Origin of the sequence: Lentibacillus amyloliquefaciens, assembly GCF_001307805.1 — a bacterium.
GTDB classification, from domain to species: domain Bacteria; phylum Bacillota; class Bacilli; order Bacillales; family Amphibacillaceae; genus Lentibacillus; species Lentibacillus amyloliquefaciens.
The window spans coordinates 3076540-3093684 of the sequence record NZ_CP013862.1 but is presented as its reverse complement, the minus strand read 5'-3'; the positions used below and the strand labels follow the sequence as shown (position 1 = coordinate 3093684).

13 protein-coding genes are annotated in these 17145 nt (G+C 45.8%); 2 read left to right on the top strand and 11 right to left on the bottom strand.

The window, feature by feature from the left end; translation table 11 throughout:
* Nucleotides 1-4: 4 nt before the first annotated feature.
* The 5 genes from AOX59_RS15570 to AOX59_RS15550 form a co-directional block, all read right to left on the bottom strand.
* Nucleotides 5-856, bottom strand: coding sequence for a 3-hydroxybutyryl-CoA dehydrogenase (locus tag AOX59_RS15570; protein WP_068446813.1), 852 nt, complete (start codon nucleotides 854-856; stop codon nucleotides 5-7).
* Nucleotides 857-942: 86 nt separating this feature from the next.
* A complete protein-coding gene (locus tag AOX59_RS15565; protein ID WP_068446812.1) occupies nucleotides 943-2130 on the bottom strand; it encodes an acetyl-CoA C-acetyltransferase in 1188 nt (395 codons plus the stop codon).
* Between the two features lie 150 nt (nucleotides 2131-2280).
* Nucleotides 2281-4386 (bottom strand): (Fe-S)-binding protein, encoded by a 2106-nt coding sequence (locus AOX59_RS15560; protein WP_068446811.1) that lies wholly within the window; start codon nucleotides 4384-4386, stop codon nucleotides 2281-2283.
* Between the two features lie 487 nt (nucleotides 4387-4873).
* Complete coding sequence (gene argS, locus AOX59_RS15555; RefSeq protein WP_068446810.1) at nucleotides 4874-6547, bottom strand: arginine--tRNA ligase; 1674 nt, start codon at nucleotides 6545-6547, stop codon at nucleotides 4874-4876.
* The gene (locus tag AOX59_RS15550) at nucleotides 6547-6987 is read right to left on the bottom strand and encodes a YwiB family protein (RefSeq protein ID WP_068446809.1); all 441 of its coding nucleotides are present in this window, start codon (nucleotides 6985-6987) and stop codon (nucleotides 6547-6549) included. Before AOX59_RS15550 ends, argS begins: the two co-directional genes overlap by 1 nt.
* 412 nt (nucleotides 6988-7399) lie before the next feature.
* Here AOX59_RS15550 and AOX59_RS15545 point away from each other — a divergent pair, with 412 nt between their 5' ends.
* Nucleotides 7400-9460, top strand: coding sequence for a transglycosylase domain-containing protein (locus tag AOX59_RS15545; RefSeq protein WP_068446808.1), 2061 nt, complete (start codon nucleotides 7400-7402; stop codon nucleotides 9458-9460).
* A 672-nt stretch (nucleotides 9461-10132) separates the two neighbouring features.
* On the opposite strand, the gene AOX59_RS15540 is transcribed toward AOX59_RS15545, so the two are convergent.
* The 3 genes from AOX59_RS15540 to AOX59_RS15530 all read right to left on the bottom strand — a co-directional run bounded on the left by AOX59_RS15540 (nucleotide 10133) and on the right by AOX59_RS15530 (nucleotide 12548).
* Complete coding sequence (locus AOX59_RS15540; RefSeq protein WP_068446807.1) at nucleotides 10133-10657, bottom strand: YwhD family protein; 525 nt, start codon at nucleotides 10655-10657, stop codon at nucleotides 10133-10135.
* A gap of 69 nt (nucleotides 10658-10726) precedes the next feature.
* Entirely contained in the window at nucleotides 10727-11227 is a 501-nt protein-coding gene (locus AOX59_RS15535) for a YwgA family protein (RefSeq protein ID WP_068446806.1), read from the bottom strand.
* Nucleotides 11217-12548 (bottom strand): HD domain-containing protein, encoded by a 1332-nt coding sequence (locus tag AOX59_RS15530; protein ID WP_068446805.1) that lies wholly within the window; start codon nucleotides 12546-12548, stop codon nucleotides 11217-11219. Before AOX59_RS15530 ends, AOX59_RS15535 begins: the two co-directional genes overlap by 11 nt.
* 88 nt (nucleotides 12549-12636) lie before the next feature.
* On the opposite strand from AOX59_RS15530, the gene AOX59_RS15525 reads away from it, so the two are divergent.
* Entirely contained in the window at nucleotides 12637-13488 is an 852-nt protein-coding gene (locus tag AOX59_RS15525; RefSeq protein WP_068446804.1) for a lipoate--protein ligase family protein, read from the top strand.
* 292 nt (nucleotides 13489-13780) lie between these two features.
* Here AOX59_RS15525 and AOX59_RS15520 read toward each other — a convergent pair whose 3' ends face one another.
* The 3 genes from AOX59_RS15520 to pta form a co-directional block, all read right to left on the bottom strand.
* Nucleotides 13781-14572, bottom strand: a complete 792-nt coding sequence (locus AOX59_RS15520; RefSeq protein WP_068446803.1) for an SDR family NAD(P)-dependent oxidoreductase — start codon at nucleotides 14570-14572, stop codon at nucleotides 13781-13783.
* A 39-nt stretch (nucleotides 14573-14611) separates the two neighbouring features.
* Nucleotides 14612-15874 carry an Nramp family divalent metal transporter gene (locus tag AOX59_RS15515; RefSeq protein WP_068446802.1) on the bottom strand — a complete coding sequence of 421 codons (1263 nt, stop codon included), beginning with the start codon at nucleotides 15872-15874 and terminating at the stop codon, nucleotides 14612-14614.
* Nucleotides 15875-16132: 258 nt separating this feature from the next.
* Entirely contained in the window at nucleotides 16133-17101 is a 969-nt protein-coding gene (pta, locus tag AOX59_RS15510; protein WP_068446801.1) for a phosphate acetyltransferase, read from the bottom strand.
* Between the last annotated feature and the right edge of the window lie 44 nt (nucleotides 17102-17145).

Sequence of the window (17145 nt, the reverse complement as noted above, 5' to 3'; positions counted from 1 at the left end):
AAAATCAGCTGTATTGATAAAAACCTCTGCCTGATTTCTTGCCGTGCCAACCAGCGTTTACATATTTTCTTAAAAGCGGGCATGGCCGGTATTTACTGTCACCAAAGCCTTCATGCAAGACTTCCATAATATACAGGCATGTGTCCAGACCAATGAAATCCGCAAGTGTCAAAGGCCCCATCGGATGATTCATCCCAAGCTTCATGACGGTATCGATATCCTCAACTGACGCCACTCCTTCATGCAAGGCGAAAATGGCTTCGTTGATCATCGGCATTAAAATGCGGTTGGCGGCAAAGCCAGGGTAATCATTGACTTCAACCGACGTTTTGGAAAGTTTTTTCGCCATGTCAGCAACTGCCCCGTACGTTTCATCACTTGTTTGCAGACCGCGGATGACTTCCACAAGTTTCATGACGGGCACCGGATTCATGAAATGCATCCCGATAACCTGTTCCGCCCGGTTCGTTGATGCTGCAATTTCAGTAATCGGAAGTGAAGATGTGTTCGTTGCCAAAATCGCATGTTCTGGTGCGTGTTCATCCAGTTGACGGAACACCTTTGTTTTTACGTCCATATTTTCAACAATCGCTTCAATCGTCATATCACAATTTTTGACTTCCTGAATATCGGTTGTCGAATTTAGCCGATTCATGGTCTCACTTTTCTCCTGCTCGCTGATGCGTTCTTTATCAACGGACCTTGTCAAAAGCTTTTCAATGTTTTGCATGCCTTTCTGAAGGGCTTCCCTATTAACGTCGTTTAATAAAACTTCATAACCGGATTGCGCACAGACCTGGGCAATTCCTGAGCCCATCTGGCCTGCGCCGATTACCATAACTTTTTTAATTGCCATTACGCGGTTGCCTCCTTTGGATTGGAAATGTGAACTTTAGCAAAATCACTTAAAACTCTGTCGGATCCGGATATCCAAACCACTCATTATTGCTTCGGTACTTCCACAAGCATGGCGTCACCCTGGCCGCCGCCGCTGCAGATGGCGGCAATACCAAGTCCGCCGCCGCGCCGCTTTAATTCATGGACCAATGTGAGAATAATCCGTGCACCGCTTGCGCCAATCGGGTGTCCCAATGCGACCGCACCGCCGTTGACGTTGATTTTTTCAGGATCAATGTCTGCGATCTTTCCGCTGGCGAGTGACACAGCTGCGAATGCTTCATTAATTTCGAACAGGTCGATAGCGTCTTTGGAATAACCCGTTTTCTCCAGCAATTTATTGATAACAAGTCCCGGTGTTTTCGGAAAGTCTTTGGATTCCACGCCGACTTCCGCATGGCCATGGATGATTGCCATTGGCGTTTTGCCAAGCTTTTCAGCCGTTTCATCGTTCATCACGACAAATGCACCTGCACCATCATTAACACCCGGCGCATTTCCGGCTGTAATCGTGCCATCTTTATCAAAAGCAGGACGCAATTTGTTTAACGTATCTACACTTGTTTCCTTGCGCGGTGCTTCGTCAGTATCGACAACGATTGTGTCGCCTTTTCGCTGCGGCACTTCCAGTGAAACGATTTCTTCAGCAAATTTCCCATCGTCAATTGCTTTAACGGCTCGCTGATGACTGCGATATGACCATTCATCCTGCGCTTCTCTTGATAGTCCGTATTCCTCTGCAGTGTTGTTACCATAAGTTCCCATATGGACACCCGCAAATGAACAAGTCAGCCCGTCATGCACCATCATATCGACTATCTTTTTATCGCCCATACGATTCCCCCAGCGGGCATCAGGCAATATATAAGGGGCATTGCTCATGCTTTCCATGCCGCCTGCCACAATAATATCCTCATCCCCAAGCCGGATCAGCTGATCAGCGAGTGTGACACTGCGCAATCCTGATGCACATACTTTGTTGATGGTTTCTGTTTTGACCTCCCACGGGATGTCAGCCTCGCGGGCTGCCTGACGTGAAGGAATTTGGCCCTGCCCGCCCTGAAGCACGTTACCCATGATCACTTCATCAACTTTTTCACCTTCCAGACCTGCACGAATCAGTGCCTCTTTGATTGCTGTGCCTCCAAGCTGTGATGCTGTGAATGGCTTCAATGCTCCTCCAAACTTTCCAAATGGCGTCCGTGCACCTGATACGATAACTGTTTTACGCATGTGTTCGTCATCCTTTCTAAAAAAATTTACAGATTTATATGATAACGCTTCCTCGTCTGCGCTGAGCGACTTTTGACCTTTTGACTGAACGCTCGCTCAATACGTCTGCAAAATGAAAGGGGCAATGTTGCCTGCCCCTCTTCAAATCGGTTAAGCCGTCTTCTCTTCATCTTCGGTCAGCACCGACAACGCCAGAATTTCAGCGACGTCCATTGTGCTGATATCTTCTTCAACTTCTTTCGCTTTCGTCCCGTCACTCATCATCGTCAGGCAGAACGGGCATGCACTGGAAATCATCGTAGATTCAGTCTCCATTGCCTGCTCAGTGCGTGCTACGTTAATGCGGTTGCCTGTTGTATCTTCCGTCCACATCAGACCGCCGCCGGCACCACAGCACATACCGTTTTCACGGCTCCGTTCCATCTCGACCAATTCAAGTCCCGGGATGGATTTCAGAATTTCTCTCGGCGGATCATATACACCATTGTATCTTCCCAAGTAGCAGGAATCATGGTATGTGAGCTTCTGATTGATATCACGCTGCGGGTTCAGCTTGTCGTTCATCACAAGATCATACAGCATTTGTGTATGATGATACACTTCCGCCTCAAAGCCGAAATCCGGGTATTCATTTTTGAAAATATTATAGGCGTGCGGATCAATGGTTACAATCTTTGTTACGTTATTTTTTTCAAATTCTTTAATGTTTTTCTCAGCAATTTCTTGGAATAAAAACTCATTTCCGATACGCCGTGCTGTATCACCGGAGTTCTGTTCTTTATTTCCAAGAATGGCAAAGCTGATGCCTGCCTGGTTCATCAATTTAGCAAACGCAAGTGCAATTTTCTGGCTGCGGTTGTCAAATGACCCCATTGAACTTACCCAGAAAAGATATTCGAAATCTTTGTCTTCTTTTTTGAGTTCTTTAACAGTCGGGATATAAGCATCTTCATCCTGCTCGCGCCAGTTGATGCGATCTTTCTTGGAAAGTCCCCAAGGGTTGCCCTGGCGTTCGATATTCATAACTGCACGCTGAGCATCCTGATCCATTTTACCTTCAGTCATAACCAGATAACGGCGCATATCAATAATCGTGCCAACGTGTTCATTCATAACCGGGCATGCATCTTCACAAGCACGGCAGGTTGTGCAGCCTTCAAGTTCTTCCTGTGTAATGACATCTCCAATCAGGCTGACACTTTCCTTGCCTGCAGCCGCTTCATTTGCACCGGCAGCAGCCAAGTTGCCTTTGGTATTAGAAAAAGCATATTCCGGCACCCAGGCGGATTTTCCGGTAACTGCAGCCCCTTTTTCGGTTAAGTGGTCACGAACCTTTATCATGATATCCATCGGCGACAGCATTTTGCCTGTTCCTGATGCAGGGCAGACATCTGTACAGCGTCCGCATTCAACACATGCATAAAAGTCGATCATCTGATGCTGTTCAAAATCTTCCACTTTGCCGACACCGAATGAAATGTCCTCTTCATCTGCCTCGTCAGCAATATCAAAATTAATCGGTTCCAATTTCCCTGGAACGCTTTTACTCAAAAACACGTTAATCGGTGCAGCAATCAGATGGGCGTGCTTGGATTGCGGCACGTATACAAGAAATGCAAGAATCGTGATGGTATGTATCCACCAGAACACATAGAAAAGTACGGCTGCAGCTGTCCCAGGCAGCCAGCTGAAGAGATAAGCTATTAAACTTGCGACCGGTTCTGTCCATGTTAATCCTTCACCATGCCAGACAATCGCCATGCCATTACCAAGCAAGACCGAAAGCATCAATGTCCCGATGAATAATAGGACAAGCCCTGCTTTAAAGCCGCGCTTCAGGCGAACCAATTTTTCAATATAGCGGCGATAAAACGCCCATACAACCGCTACCAGGATCATTAGTGTCACAAGTTCCTGGAAAAATGTGAATCCCGGATAAAGAAAACCAAAAGGCAAATGACTGCCGGGAGCCAAACCTTTCACAAACATATCAATCGCACCAAACTGCACAAGCAAAAATCCATAGAACATCATCACATGAATCGTTCCGGATTTTTTATCCTTCAGCAGTTTGGACTGACCAAAGACAATCTTCCCTATCCGCCGGAACCGCTTTTTAAAGTCACGGTCAAACTCGGATTTTTTCCCTAGCTTTATGTAGGAAACCCTTGTTGCGATCACTTTAGCGAATAAGTAAACCCCATAGGCGACAATTGCGATAAATGCCAGCCAGTTGATAAGCAGCAATGTGTCCATCATTCGCTCCCCCTTTGTTATAGTATAACGAAAAATGTTAGCGATTGCATTATTTTGAAAATGAAAACAAGACATTATATTTTTGTTACTATTACTTTATATGATGAGTGAGCATTCAGTCAATAGATTTATAGAAAATGATTCTGTTTCGTCATGCTATAGTGGGGATAAGAATTTTTTGGGTAGATTGGCCTTTTTGGAAACTGTTTTCGATCATTGTAAAAAGATCTCCAGCATAGTTGCTGCTATATAAGCAAGCCGGTTTGACAGGACACCTGTTCGTTATCGGGATCGGCGCACAAATTGGCGGGATCGCGCGATTTGGCGACGACCACGCGATATCCCTGGAACATTGCGCGAAATATGCTAATCATCATGCGAATTAGAGGACCCATCGCGTGAATCAGCGCATTTCCCTGGCGTGCCGCTCTGGCGCGTCAATATAAAAAATCTTGCAGAAGCTCAAGCGCCTCTGCAAGTGGAGAAATTACATTTTCACAGGTGCATTGATGCCGATCAAGCTCAGGCCATTTGCCAGCGTAACTCTTACTGCTTTCATTAACGCAATCCGTGCTTTCGTCAATTCCGGGTTATCTGGATCGAGCACTTTTTCTGCATTATAGAAACTATGAAGCAGTGAAGCCAGGTCAAACACATACTGCGTCACTTTATGCGGTGCTTGTTTTCCGGCTGCATCGTTAACTGTCTGAGGAAATTCACCCAGCTTTTTCAAGAGATCGGTTTCTTTTTCGGCTGTTAACAAATCGGCATTAAAATCCTCACCCGTCCCAAAGCCTTTCGCTTCCGCTTGTTCGAGCATCGTGCAAATCCGTGCATGTGCGTACTGGACGTAATAAATCGGGTTGTCATTTGATTGTGAGCGTGCCAGATCAAGATTAAAATCAAACTGTGTATCATTTGAACGCATGACGAAAAAATAACGGGTCGCATCAACACCGACTTCTTCCATTAAGTCACGTAATGCCACAGCGTTGCCGGTCCGCTTGCTCATGCGTACTTTCTCACCATCTTCAAACAAATTGACCGTCTGAATGATTTTAACAGTGAATTGCTCAGCCGAATAGCCAAGTGCCTGAATGGCAGCCCGCATCCGTGAAATGTAGCCATGGTGATCGGAACCCCATACATTGATGACTTTGTTAAAGCCGCGCTCCAGTTTATTCTTGTGATACGCGATATCCGGTGTTAAGTACGTATAGTTGCCGTCCTGCTTGATCAGAACACGGTCCTTATCATCACCGAACTCTGTTGAACGGAACCATGTCGCGCCGTCCTGCTCGTAGACATAGCCGCCGTCGCGCAGTGTCTGGACAGCTTCTTCAACCTTTCCGTTGTCATACAGAGACTGTTCGGAAAACCAATTATCAAAGTTCACACGGAAATCGGCCAGGTCTTTTTTCAAATTGCCAAGTTCATAATTCAAGCCATACGCTTTGAAAAATGCCAGACGCTCCTGCCTGTCAGCATCCACCCATTTATCCCCGTACTCTTTCGCAAGGTCCTCACCGATCGCGACAATGTCGGCACCGCGGTACCCGTTTTCAGGCATCTCGGCGTCATGGCCAAGTGCTTCCAAGTAACGTGTTTCAATCGACAGTACCAGATTATCAATTTGATTGCCGGCATCGTTAATATAATATTCACGTTCGACCTCATAACCCGCTGCTTCCAGGACATTGCAAAAAACATCGCCATATGCGGCGCCGCGGGCATGACCAAGATGCAAATCACCGGTCGGGTTTACCGATACAAACTCCACCTGGACTCTTTCCCCCTGGCCATGATCCGTGCGGCCGTATGTGTCACCGGCCTCCAGAATCGACGGAATCAAATCACCAAGAAAATCATTTTTCATGAAGAAGTTGATAAAACCGGGACCGGCGATATCTATCTTTTCGACAGATGCTTTCGATTCATCAATATTTTCGGCAATGTCTTCTGCAATTTGCCGCGGGGCTTTTTTAGCAATTTTCGCAAGTTGCATGGCAATATTTGTGGCAAAATCACCGTGTGCTTTTTCCTTTGGTTTTTCAAGTACAACTTCCGGCAGTTCGCTCTCCTCAGCAAGACCGGCTGTCAGGACAGCTGCGGTGATTTGTTGTTTCAGCGTCTCTTCTATTTGTGATAATGCATTGCTCATTATAAGCCCTCCTTATGTCGAATCGTTAATGTTAATTGATGGTTGCGCTCATCCTGTCCGTTCAGCTTCACGACATAATCAATGATAAGCATACCCTTCTGGTTATCGGACAGTGCCTGGTAGGTGATGGTATTAGTGAATGTTTCCATATGTATGTTTCCGTGCGGATGCTGGAAAACATTTTCCGACGTTTTTCGTTCGCGGAAGTGCTGATGCATATTGACAAGCCCTGTCCGTTTTACGGCCACCCTATCTGAATAAATTGTGATCATATTTTTAATCGGCGAACCGTCCTCAGCTGTTTCTTCATAGCTCAAAACATCCATTCGGCTTTTTTGAAATAATTGTCCCGTTGCTCTGACCGTATTGTATTCCATCTCGCCGTTATCATCAATAGCTGTCTTAAGCTCAACAGCTACCTCTTTCGGATTGTTTTCCATTTAAATCGCTCCTGCTTAATATAATACCCTATTATAGCGATAAAACCGGGAGAATTTCAATATATAGAGAAACTTCATTCAGTGAAACTTACTGTCTTCTTAAGTTTATTTCCTTTTATTTTTCCCCATAATGAAAGAAGGACCATGCTATAAAGTGAATCTTCAATCAGTGGGGTATTCTTTCTCCCCCCCACTGATTGTTAGATGAACGAATCGGACATTTAGGGACAGTTAGCCGCCGTTCCCGGGCGGGTTACTGTCCATTACATGCGGGATAAAGTGAAACTTCATTCAGCGGAATGCTTTTTCCCGCTGAATGTTAGTTGAACAGAATCGGACATTTAGGGACAGTTAGCCGCCGTTCCCGGGCGGGTTACTGTCCATTACATGCGGGATAAATGGGGTTAAACGTATGAAATCAATTTTGCGCTTGAAAGGGAATAAATATCGGTTGTTTTACCTGGTGCCGATTGGTTTGTTGATGTTGGGATTTCTGCTCCTTGGCGGGGTCTATTTCGTCAGCTTTCTGATGGGGCCGCCGGAGCTTGCCAATGATCAAAACACCATTTATTACAGCACCGACGGCGAGATAATTGGTCAAGATAGCGGTGCCGAAAACCGAAACTGGGCCGATTTGGAAGACATCTCCCCTCATTTAGTTGAGGCAACTCTGGCAATTGAAGATCGACATTTTTATGACCATAACGGATTTGATCTGCAGCGGATAGTTGGTGCAGCTATATCTGATATCAGAAGCCTTTCACTGGACGAAGGCGCCAGCACACTGTCTCAGCAATATGCCCGTAATTTATTTCTGACACATGATAAAACCTGGGCACGCAAGCTGAAGGAAGCTTTTTATACAGTAAGGCTGGAAATGTATTATACAAAAGACGAACTGCTCGAAGGTTATTTGAACACAATTTACTATGGACATGGCGCTTACGGGGCGGAAACAGCGAGCAGACATTTTTTCGATAAACCGGCAAGCGACCTGACGCTGGCAGAGGCATCGATGCTTGCCGCCATTCCAAAAGGCCCTTCATACTACTCACCATTTAACCATATGGAAAATGCCAAAGATCGCCAGCGCCGGGTGCTAAGCTCAATGCGGGAAATTAATTTCATATCCGGCCAAGCTTACTATCTCAGCAGTCGGGAAAAATTGGCGTTCACAGAGACGGAGCAGCGGGAAAATGTGTCGGTTGCACCGTATTTTCAAGATGCAGCATTAAATGAAGCATCCGGCATCTTAGATCTTGATGCCGAAAAAATCCGCTCGGGCGGCTATAAAATTCACACGACACTCGATAAACAGCTTCAGGATCAACTGAAAAATAATACGAAGAATGAAATGGCATCCGGCAGCAGCATCGAAATCGGCGCTATTGCCCTGAATCCGGACACCGGAGGAATTCGTGCGCTTATCGGCGGAAAAAACTATACAGAAAGCCCCTTCAATAGGGCGACCAGCGCCAAGCGTATGCCGGGGTCAGCGTTTAAGCCATTTTTGTATTATGCAGCACTCAACAATGGCTATACTCCCGCAACGATGCTGATGAGCAAACCGACCGCATTCAGGCTTGAAGACGGCGAGGTGTATCAGCCGAGCAACTATAATGGCTATTACGCAAATGAACAAATCACCCTCGCCCAAGCGCTCGCCTTATCGGATAATGTTTATGCCGTTAAGACCAATTTGTATCTCGGTCCGGACCATTTGGCGAACACAGCAGAGACATTTGGTTTCAGCGGTGACCTTCCTGCCGTGCCTTCTCTTGCATTAGGGACGGCCGCCGTTACAGTTGAAGAAATGGTCACAGGGTATGGCATGCTGGCAAATGGCGGCCATGATATTACCAGCCACACAGTAGCCAAGATTGTTGACCGAAATGGCAACACCGTTTTTGAGAGGAACCGGAAAGAAAGTGACCAGGTGTTGGATGCGCAATCTGTCTTTGTGCTAAGCCAATTGATGACCGGGATGTTTGACCGGTCACTGGATGGTTATATGACTGTAACCGGCTCATCAATTGCGGATCAGCTGAACAGAACGTATGCCGGCAAATCAGGAACCACCGAAACCGACAGCTGGATGGTAGGTTACAGCCCGTCACTCGTTACAGGCATCTGGACAGGATATGACGATAACAAACAGATCACAAAAACCCGTGAGGAAGCATATGCCAAGAATATTTGGGCGTCCTTCATGACAGATGCCCATGAAGACATCGGAAAGGAAAAATTTGATATACCTTCCGGCGTTACCGGGGTTCCCATCGATCCCAAAAGCGGTAAGCGTGCGACCTCTTATTGCGACACAAGCCGGGTTATGTATTTCAAGGAAGGAACCGAGCCACGGGAGCACTGCACGATTCATATGCCCGAAGACCAGGGGCAGCCGGAAGAGGAGGAAAAAAACGAGAAAGAAGAGCAAGGTTTATTTGAAAAAGTATTTGATACGCTGTTTTGATAGCTAAACAGCGGGGCCGGACCACAAAGAAACTTTGTATTTTTGAAGCCTCTTTCTCTTGAATTTTATTTCTATATAACCGCGCAATTGATGTAAACTGCGACACAGTGAAAGTTCTCATCAAAGAGTCTAACACCTTCTAATTATCACTGAGTGCTAAAAGCCGCTCCGGCAATAAAACCCGCTTTTCATGGGCACGGCCTCAGCCTCCTCAGAAAGCAAAGACCGCTTTCTTGCGGGGGTCTTCGGACACGTGGCTGTTCTGATTGAGTCTACGCATATTGCCTGCGCTGGAAAAGGCTTACTGTACCATGGCAGTACATGAGCATACAACCTTAGCGGAGAAATACACGCCGACTCCTGCGGGAACAAAGGCATAGGTGAGACAGCGAAGTGCCTTGGCACAAGTTGGCTCACCAGCCCCCGCGGAAAGCGGCGTGTATTTCCGGAGCGGGGGGCACAGACCACCTCATATTTAAAATTTACATGCAAAAAGAGCTGACCCTCCGTGAAAGAGTCAGCTCTTTTTGTGTCCTAGTAAATCATGAGTCAGCCCATGTACATACATTTTACAAAACTCATGAATTAAATTACAAGATTTTAAGTTATTGTTCATAAATAAGTCACAAATTATTCACATCATCCGGGGAAAAAACATCCGCTGAACGATTATTATTCGACTTCAAGTGCTTGTTTCAATTCGTTCGTCGAGTTTTTCCACATATCGCCGCCTTCAAAATCCACAAGGAAATCTTTCAGCAGTTTTTTGGAATGGTCATCCATGTTGTCAACAATAATTTGGCCTTTCAGGGACTTCTCCATATGTTTAACATGCTCCGGCATTGATTTATAGGCACGCTTGATTGAACGATCAACAATCATTTCACATGCCCCGACGCCTGCAAAGTATGGGCCGTTTTCGCCTTTTTCAGTTGTCACCCAGACAATCCAGTAGAGTTTGCCATTGGCAACAACCTCTTTGTCATCCTGGAACTTCACGCGCCGCTCCACACTGCTGCGGGCATGCATCGCTTCCATGTCAACATAGGCACGGTCTTCATTCGGATCGACAATAACAGACGACATATTTTCAAGGCTGATTGAGCCAATGCCATAACCGTCGTGTCCATCGTTCGGGTCGTCTTTTATGATTGTGAATTGATTGTTCTTCTTCTGGTTGGAAGATTGATCTGCCATTACAAGAACCCTCCTAATCTATTCTGATTCCAATTGTAGCATATCATTCCGCAGCCTTTCATCCAAAGCTTACTGCACAGGCCTGTTCAGGTTAATGAATTGAAAAGCCTCATCTATTTCAGCATCGGTGTATTTTTGTTTCGGCTTGACTGTATGGATTTTTTTCTCAATTCCTTCCCGGGGCAGCCCTTCAAAGTAAAGCATTGTGGCAACAAGCTCGAGAAACCGGGAACTTTTCGTCTTCATATGTGCGATTGGCGCTGTCATATCCGGCATTTCCATTTGAAACTGATTCAAAAATTCATTTCCGTCGTCAGTGATCTGATAATGATATTGGATATAATTACTTTTGGACTCTTTTTCCTCAGAAATGAATCCCAAATTACACAATTCCTCAATCCGTAAAGACAGTTCTTCCGAATATGGCCCATAAAAATGAAATTGGTATTTTTCCTCAAACGGAACATGGCATTTTTGCAGGATATAAATCATTTTTTGCAGTCTCTTTCGCCCGGACACTTCATTTGCCGCCGCAAAAAATTGCATGAGTTTCGCGTGATTAGTCAGCATATTCGTTCTCCCCTTTTAACGGTTGTTCAAGATTTAACAGTTCCATGATGCGCTGCTTAGCCGGATTATCATCATTCAGCTCTTTAAGAACATCAGCCGGAAAATACAGTTTGTGATCTGTACGCTTTTTCCCGGAAATGGATTCAACAATGTCCGAATTTCGTGAGAGCTCTTTTAGCTGCCCGTCAGGCATCAGCAGATTAATCGGCAAGCGTTCATCCTCTTCACCCGGCCGGTAAAAATCATACGGCAGGTCTGATGACGAGTCGACTTCCAAATAATAGTCAGGGTCAACGCCAGCCTTTTTAAACAGCTCGGAAAGCTCCATCCATTCCTTCATCTGCAGATTCGGATTAAATTCAATATATTTGAACAGGCGGCGATTAATAAACCGTTCGCACAAATCCCGTAATATAGCATCGTCTTCCTCCTGCCAGAGCTGAAAATAGTAGAAAACAATCGATTCATCAAGCTTCAAATAATCGGTAAGCCCGACATCTTCTTTAAAAAATGAAACAAAATGAAATGGTTTCAACTTAAAGGTATAATCGTTTTCAAATAGATACTTGGCCCGGTGAAGAATTTTCGACAAAATCACTTCGGCACTTCGCGTGACCGGATGGAAATAGACCTGCCAGTACATCTGATAACGGCTCATGATATAGTCTTCAACTGCATGCATGCCGCTGGATTTGATGACAACCTGGTCTTCAATCGGACGCATGACGCGCAGAATACGTTCCATGTCAAAATGGCCATAGCTGACACCTGTAAAATAGGCATCGCGCTGCAGGTAATCCATCCGGTCAGCATCAATCTGGCTGGAAATGAGGCTGACAACAAGCTTATCCTCGTAAGTTTTATCAATGACATCAGCGACTTTTTGGGAAAATCCCATCTCGACGCGTTCGAGAATCGTATGTATTTGTGTATCACCAAGAATAATCTGCTGGGTAAAGTGTTCATGATCCAATTTAAACGCTTTTTCGAATGAATGTGAAAATGGTCCGTGTCCCAAATCGTGCAACAGGGCTGCACATAAACAAAGCAAGCGTTCGTCATCATTCCAGTTGGCGCGGTCTTCAAAATTCCCGATAATGCGCCGGACAATTTCATAAACACCGAGTGAATGATTGAACCGACTATGCTCAGCCCCGTGAAACGTCAAATTTGACGTGCCGAGCTGCTTAATCCGCCGCAGCCGCTGAAATTCAGGCGCTGCAATCAAATCCCAAATCACCCGGTCCTGAACGTGGACATAGCGGTGTACCGGATCTTTAAAAACTTTTTCTTCATGTAATTGCTCGTCTTTATAAGGCATTTTGTCCCATCCGTTTCTTTCGACAATGTTATCATTTATTATATAATAGTTACCCTAAGGATAAAAGATGTAATCGAAGGAGCAGCATATGAAAAATTGGGAAGATATAGTCGCACACAGGCAATTTCGTTATCTTGACCATTCAGAAAAAAAATATTTTCATGAAAAGCCTTATACAGCTTTGACGTCATTCGCTGTTGATGACGCCCTGTCACTATTTCCCGGAAGCGGCGAGGCAACGCCGGCACTCCGTCTTTGGGTGCACCCTGATACCGTTGTGCTCGGCATCCCCGATTCACGCCTGCCCTATCTGGAGGAAGGCATCAGGTTGCTTGCAGAGAGCGGCTATTATGCGGTGATTCGGAATTCCGGCGGTCTTGCTGTTGCTTTGGATGAGGGCGTTTTGAATATATCACTTGTCTTACCGGATATGAAAAACGTCTCCATCTATGACTGTTATGAAGCAATGGTCAGTTTTATCCGGTTCATGCTGCGTGACCTGACACGTGACATTGAGGCATATGAAATTGTCGGGTCGTATTGCCCCGGTGACTATGACTTAAGCATCGGCGGGCGCAAATTTGCCGGCATTTCACAGCGGCGTGTCCGCAATGGAGCCGCTATTCAAATTTATCTGGATGTGGAAGGAAAAGGTCAGGAGCGAGCCAAGCTTGTACAGAACTTTTATGATGCCGCTAAAAAAGGTGAAGAAACGCCATTCACCTATCCGGATGTTAACCCTGATGTGATGGCTTCATTGTCGGAGCTCTTAGGCGTGAAGTTGACGGTTGCTGACATGAAAGAACGGGTGCTAAGCGCTCTTCAGGATGTGAGCGATTGGATTGTCACACATGATTTTTCTGATGAGGAACTGGTGAAGTTTGAAAAGCGCTATGAGCAAATGATAAAGCGCAATGAGAAGATTGCCGGAATGCAGTAGTTCACACATCTTCATGCCAGCAAGCTGCTTCGGGGTGGTGATTTCGCCACTCCGGATGAAGTTTGCTTGTTCCCGCCCATGTTTCCGTTTTCCGGCTCATGTTCGTGTGCTCTCGCTCATGTTTTCATTTTCCCGCCCATGTTTAGCTTCTCGCGCCCAAGTTGACGTTCAACGAGCCCATGTTTGGGTGCACACGCCCATGTTTTAGTTTTCCCGCCCATCAATTGAGATACAGGCACAGGTTTTCGCTTTCCAGACAAGGTACTGGATAACAAATTAATCCTCTCTCGTCTCACCGCATGACACTGCCGCCCGATATTTTCACAGAGTCACCTACGATATTTTCCGCTGCATCTGTCAGCAAAAACGCAATCGTATTAGCAACTTCTCTTGGGCTGGTCATGCGCCCGGATGGAATGGAATCCTTGATCACTTCCTCGAGCGAGCGGCCTTTTCGGTCAGCTTTTTTCTGGGCAGAACTTCTTCCCATTTCTGTATCGACAAATCCGGGGCTGACGGCGTTCACCCGCACGCCATGTTCAATCGCTTCTAAAGCAAACGAATGGGTGAAAGCAGTCATTGCGAATTTTGACCCCGCGTAAGCCGTTTCACCATAGGTGCCGCGCAATCCGGACAATGATGTGACGTTAACTATCGCGCCTTTCTTTTGCTTTTTCATGGATTCATAAACTAATTGCGTTAATAAAACGGTCAATGTGTAATTCACATTCATCACCCGCTCCATGTCTTTCTGATCGAGCTGATCAACAGGTCCGCCGCCGGAGACTCCGGCATTATTGACGAGCAGTGAAATCGGTCCATATGCATTTGCCGCACTTTCAACCAACTGCCCGCGCTCATCTTCACTTACAAGATCGGCAGAGTGCGTGTAAACTTGTGCACCTGGTGTGGCCTTGCGGATTTCTTCAGCGAGTTCTTCCAGCTTGTTTTTCCGTCTGCCTGTCAGCGTAACCGCAGCCCCCATTTCAGCAAGCACCTTTGTTGTTTCAGATCCTATACCGCCAGTTGCCCCAGTGATCAGGGCATGCTCTTCCTTTAACGCATCCGTCGCAAATATACTCAATTCAACTCAACTCCTAACCAATGATAGTTTCATTAACACTTAGAAAGAATTGTATAACTCGATAGCTGCCAGTACCACAAAAATAACAACAATGGTGCCTAAAATCAGATTATTAACCACACCATTCCGGTATTGTCTTTCCACATTTCTTGAGTTTAATAACAGCATTAAGGTAATGGCTAGAAAAGGAAGTATGGTTGCACTGAATGCCAATCCGATTAACACAAGCAACACCGGATCATCGATAAACAAAAACAGCATGGATGGGAATGTTAACCAAAGCAAATATGCGCGATAAGCAGGATCCTTTTCAGAAATATCACGATTTGATTGTTTACCTTTGTTCTTTAACAGTTGAACAAAATCCGTAAATATATATGGAAGTCCGTTCCAGGCCGATAGTAATGATGTGAAGGCTGCTGCCCAAAAACCGATCAAGAGCAGCCAGGTAGCGACAGATCCGAACCTTTCACCATAAATTTCAGCCATTGTGACAAGACCTTCATTCCCCGAAATCGATATACCTGCTCCATATAAAAACTGATAAGCCACAATCATAAGCGCAAAGCAGAAAATACCGGTAATAATATAAGCAACGGCAGAATCAAGTCGCATCACTGACATCCAGGAACCACCCTGCCAATTTTTCTCGCGTATCCAATAACCGTAATAAGGAATGGATGCAGCACCACCGACGCCACTGATCAATCCCAGGGTTTGTAAAAATGATCCATCCGGCATCCGCGGAACCATCCCGTTCGCTAATTCGCCAATACTGGGAAGAACAAATAACGCTGATCCCACTACAGTAATGAACATGACGATAACAAAAAACTGCATAATACGCTCGAACTTTTGATAGCCACCAAACCACCCAACAGCAAGTCCAATCAACGCATGGATGATGGCCCACCCCCATACGGGCAGCACCGGGAAAAGCGTGGATATAAACAGCGCACAAGCAGCTGTCACTGCCGCACCATATATAAGTCCAAATAAGACAACATAAATCACATAATAGCCTGAAACCCAGCTTCCCAGGGACCGCCACCCTTGCAAGATTGTTTGCCCGGTTGCCAAATACCAGCGCCCGACGCCTTCAGTTAAGATGTATTTGATAAATGCACCTAAAATAACGGCCCAAATTAACATCAGACCAAAGTCAGCCCCGGCCACAAGGGCAGCCACCAAATCCCCTGCACCGACACCGGCCACTGCTACAACAAGACCGGGACCGACATATGATATCTTCCATCTTTTTGGCTTTTCTACTTGAGTGTTAACTGACTGACTTGGTTCCATTGCGGCACCCCTTTCAAGTGGCGTAAAAATGTATAATGGCTTTATTTTACATGATTACCGCTACTTGAACAATTCAGAAATTCACTTAATTTCCACAATGACTTAAAAGGCTTTTATATCCCGCGCTTAATGTTAATTCCCTGGTAAGAAAACCGCTCATCCATCATTTACAAAATTAATATCCCAGTCTATCAGCGTTTCTATCAATTCCCAGTAAAAAAGCGCACAGCCCGTTGCTGTACGCCCTCACCTAAAATATTACGCCTGTCTCGCTGTAATTAGTGCGAGGTTGTAAACATCCTCAGCACTGCACCCGCGCGACAAATCATTAACCGGTTTGTTCAGCCCTTGCAAAATCGGTCCGACCGCTTCAAACTCACCCAGACGCTGAGCGATTTTATAGCCAATGTTTCCTGCTTCAAGACTAGGAAAAATAAAGACGTTCGCATCACCCTTAATGACGGAATCCGGTGCTTTCTTGGCAGCAACACTTGGAACGAACGCCGCATCAAACTGAAATTCGCCGTCGATGACTAGTGACGGGTTCTTTTCCTTCGCCAACTCCAATGCGTCAACAACTTTTTCAGTTTCCTCCGACTCGGCTGAACCTTTTGTGGAAAAGCTAAGCATGGCAATTCGCGGATCGACATCGAACAATTTCGCTGTACTGGCGCTTTCCATCGCAATTTCGGCCAAGTCTTGACTGTCCGGATTCATGTTGATTGCACAATCGGCAAACACATACTTTTCATCGTTGCGGACCATGATAAAGACGCCTGAGGTTTTCTTGATGCCCTCTTTCGTTTTGATAATCTGCAGAGCGGGGCGCACCGTATCGGCTGTCGAATGTGTTGCACCACTCACAAGACCATCCGCATAATCCATGTAGACAAGCATCGTCCCAAAATAATTCCCGTCAAGCAAAGCCTGCTGCGCCTGATCTGTCGTCACCTTTCCCTTCCTGCGTTCAACAAAGGCTTCAACCATTTTGTCAAATTCCGGGAATTGATGGGGGTCCATCAGCTCGCACGCAGAGATGTCGACATCAATTGCGTCCGCCTGCTGTTTTATCTCTTCTTCATCTCCAAGCAGAATCGGTTTTACAATTCCAATGGCCCCCAGCTGACTGGCGGCTGTTAAAATCCGCTCATCCCGGCCTTCAGGAAACACGATTTTTTTATTCTCATTTTTTAATTGATCATTTATCTGGTCAAACAGATGACTCATATTGACCACCTCCTATAATCTATCTTAAACGAATCTTTTCGTCT

What these genes read in the sequence shown, in the direction of transcription:
- AOX59_RS15540 (WP_068446807.1), bottom strand. Translation starts at nt 10,657, where the DNA reads ATGGCAGATCAATCTTCCAACCAGAAGAAGAACAATCAATTCACAATC.
- AOX59_RS15565 (WP_068446812.1), bottom strand. Translation starts at nt 2,130, where the DNA reads ATGCGTAAAACAGTTATCGTATCAGGTGCACGGACGCCATTTGGAAAG.
- AOX59_RS15525 (WP_068446804.1), top strand. Translation starts at nt 12,637, where the DNA reads ATGAAAAATTGGGAAGATATAGTCGCACACAGGCAATTTCGTTATCTT.
- pta (WP_068446801.1), bottom strand. Translation starts at nt 17,101, where the DNA reads ATGAGTCATCTGTTTGACCAGATAAATGATCAATTAAAAAATGAGAAT.
- AOX59_RS15560 (WP_068446811.1), bottom strand. Translation starts at nt 4,386, where the DNA reads ATGGACACATTGCTGCTTATCAACTGGCTGGCATTTATCGCAATTGTC.
- AOX59_RS15570 (WP_068446813.1), bottom strand. Translation starts at nt 856, where the DNA reads ATGGCAATTAAAAAAGTTATGGTAATCGGCGCAGGCCAGATGGGCTCA.
- AOX59_RS15545 (WP_068446808.1), top strand. Translation starts at nt 7,400, where the DNA reads ATGAAATCAATTTTGCGCTTGAAAGGGAATAAATATCGGTTGTTTTAC.
- AOX59_RS15550 (WP_068446809.1), bottom strand. Translation starts at nt 6,987, where the DNA reads ATGGAAAACAATCCGAAAGAGGTAGCTGTTGAGCTTAAGACAGCTATT.
- AOX59_RS15515 (WP_068446802.1), bottom strand. Translation starts at nt 15,874, where the DNA reads ATGGAACCAAGTCAGTCAGTTAACACTCAAGTAGAAAAGCCAAAAAGA.
- AOX59_RS15535 (WP_068446806.1), bottom strand. Translation starts at nt 11,227, where the DNA reads ATGCTGACTAATCACGCGAAACTCATGCAATTTTTTGCGGCGGCAAAT.
- argS (WP_068446810.1), bottom strand. Translation starts at nt 6,547, where the DNA reads ATGAGCAATGCATTATCACAAATAGAAGAGACGCTGAAACAACAAATC.
- AOX59_RS15530 (WP_068446805.1), bottom strand. Translation starts at nt 12,548, where the DNA reads ATGCCTTATAAAGACGAGCAATTACATGAAGAAAAAGTTTTTAAAGAT.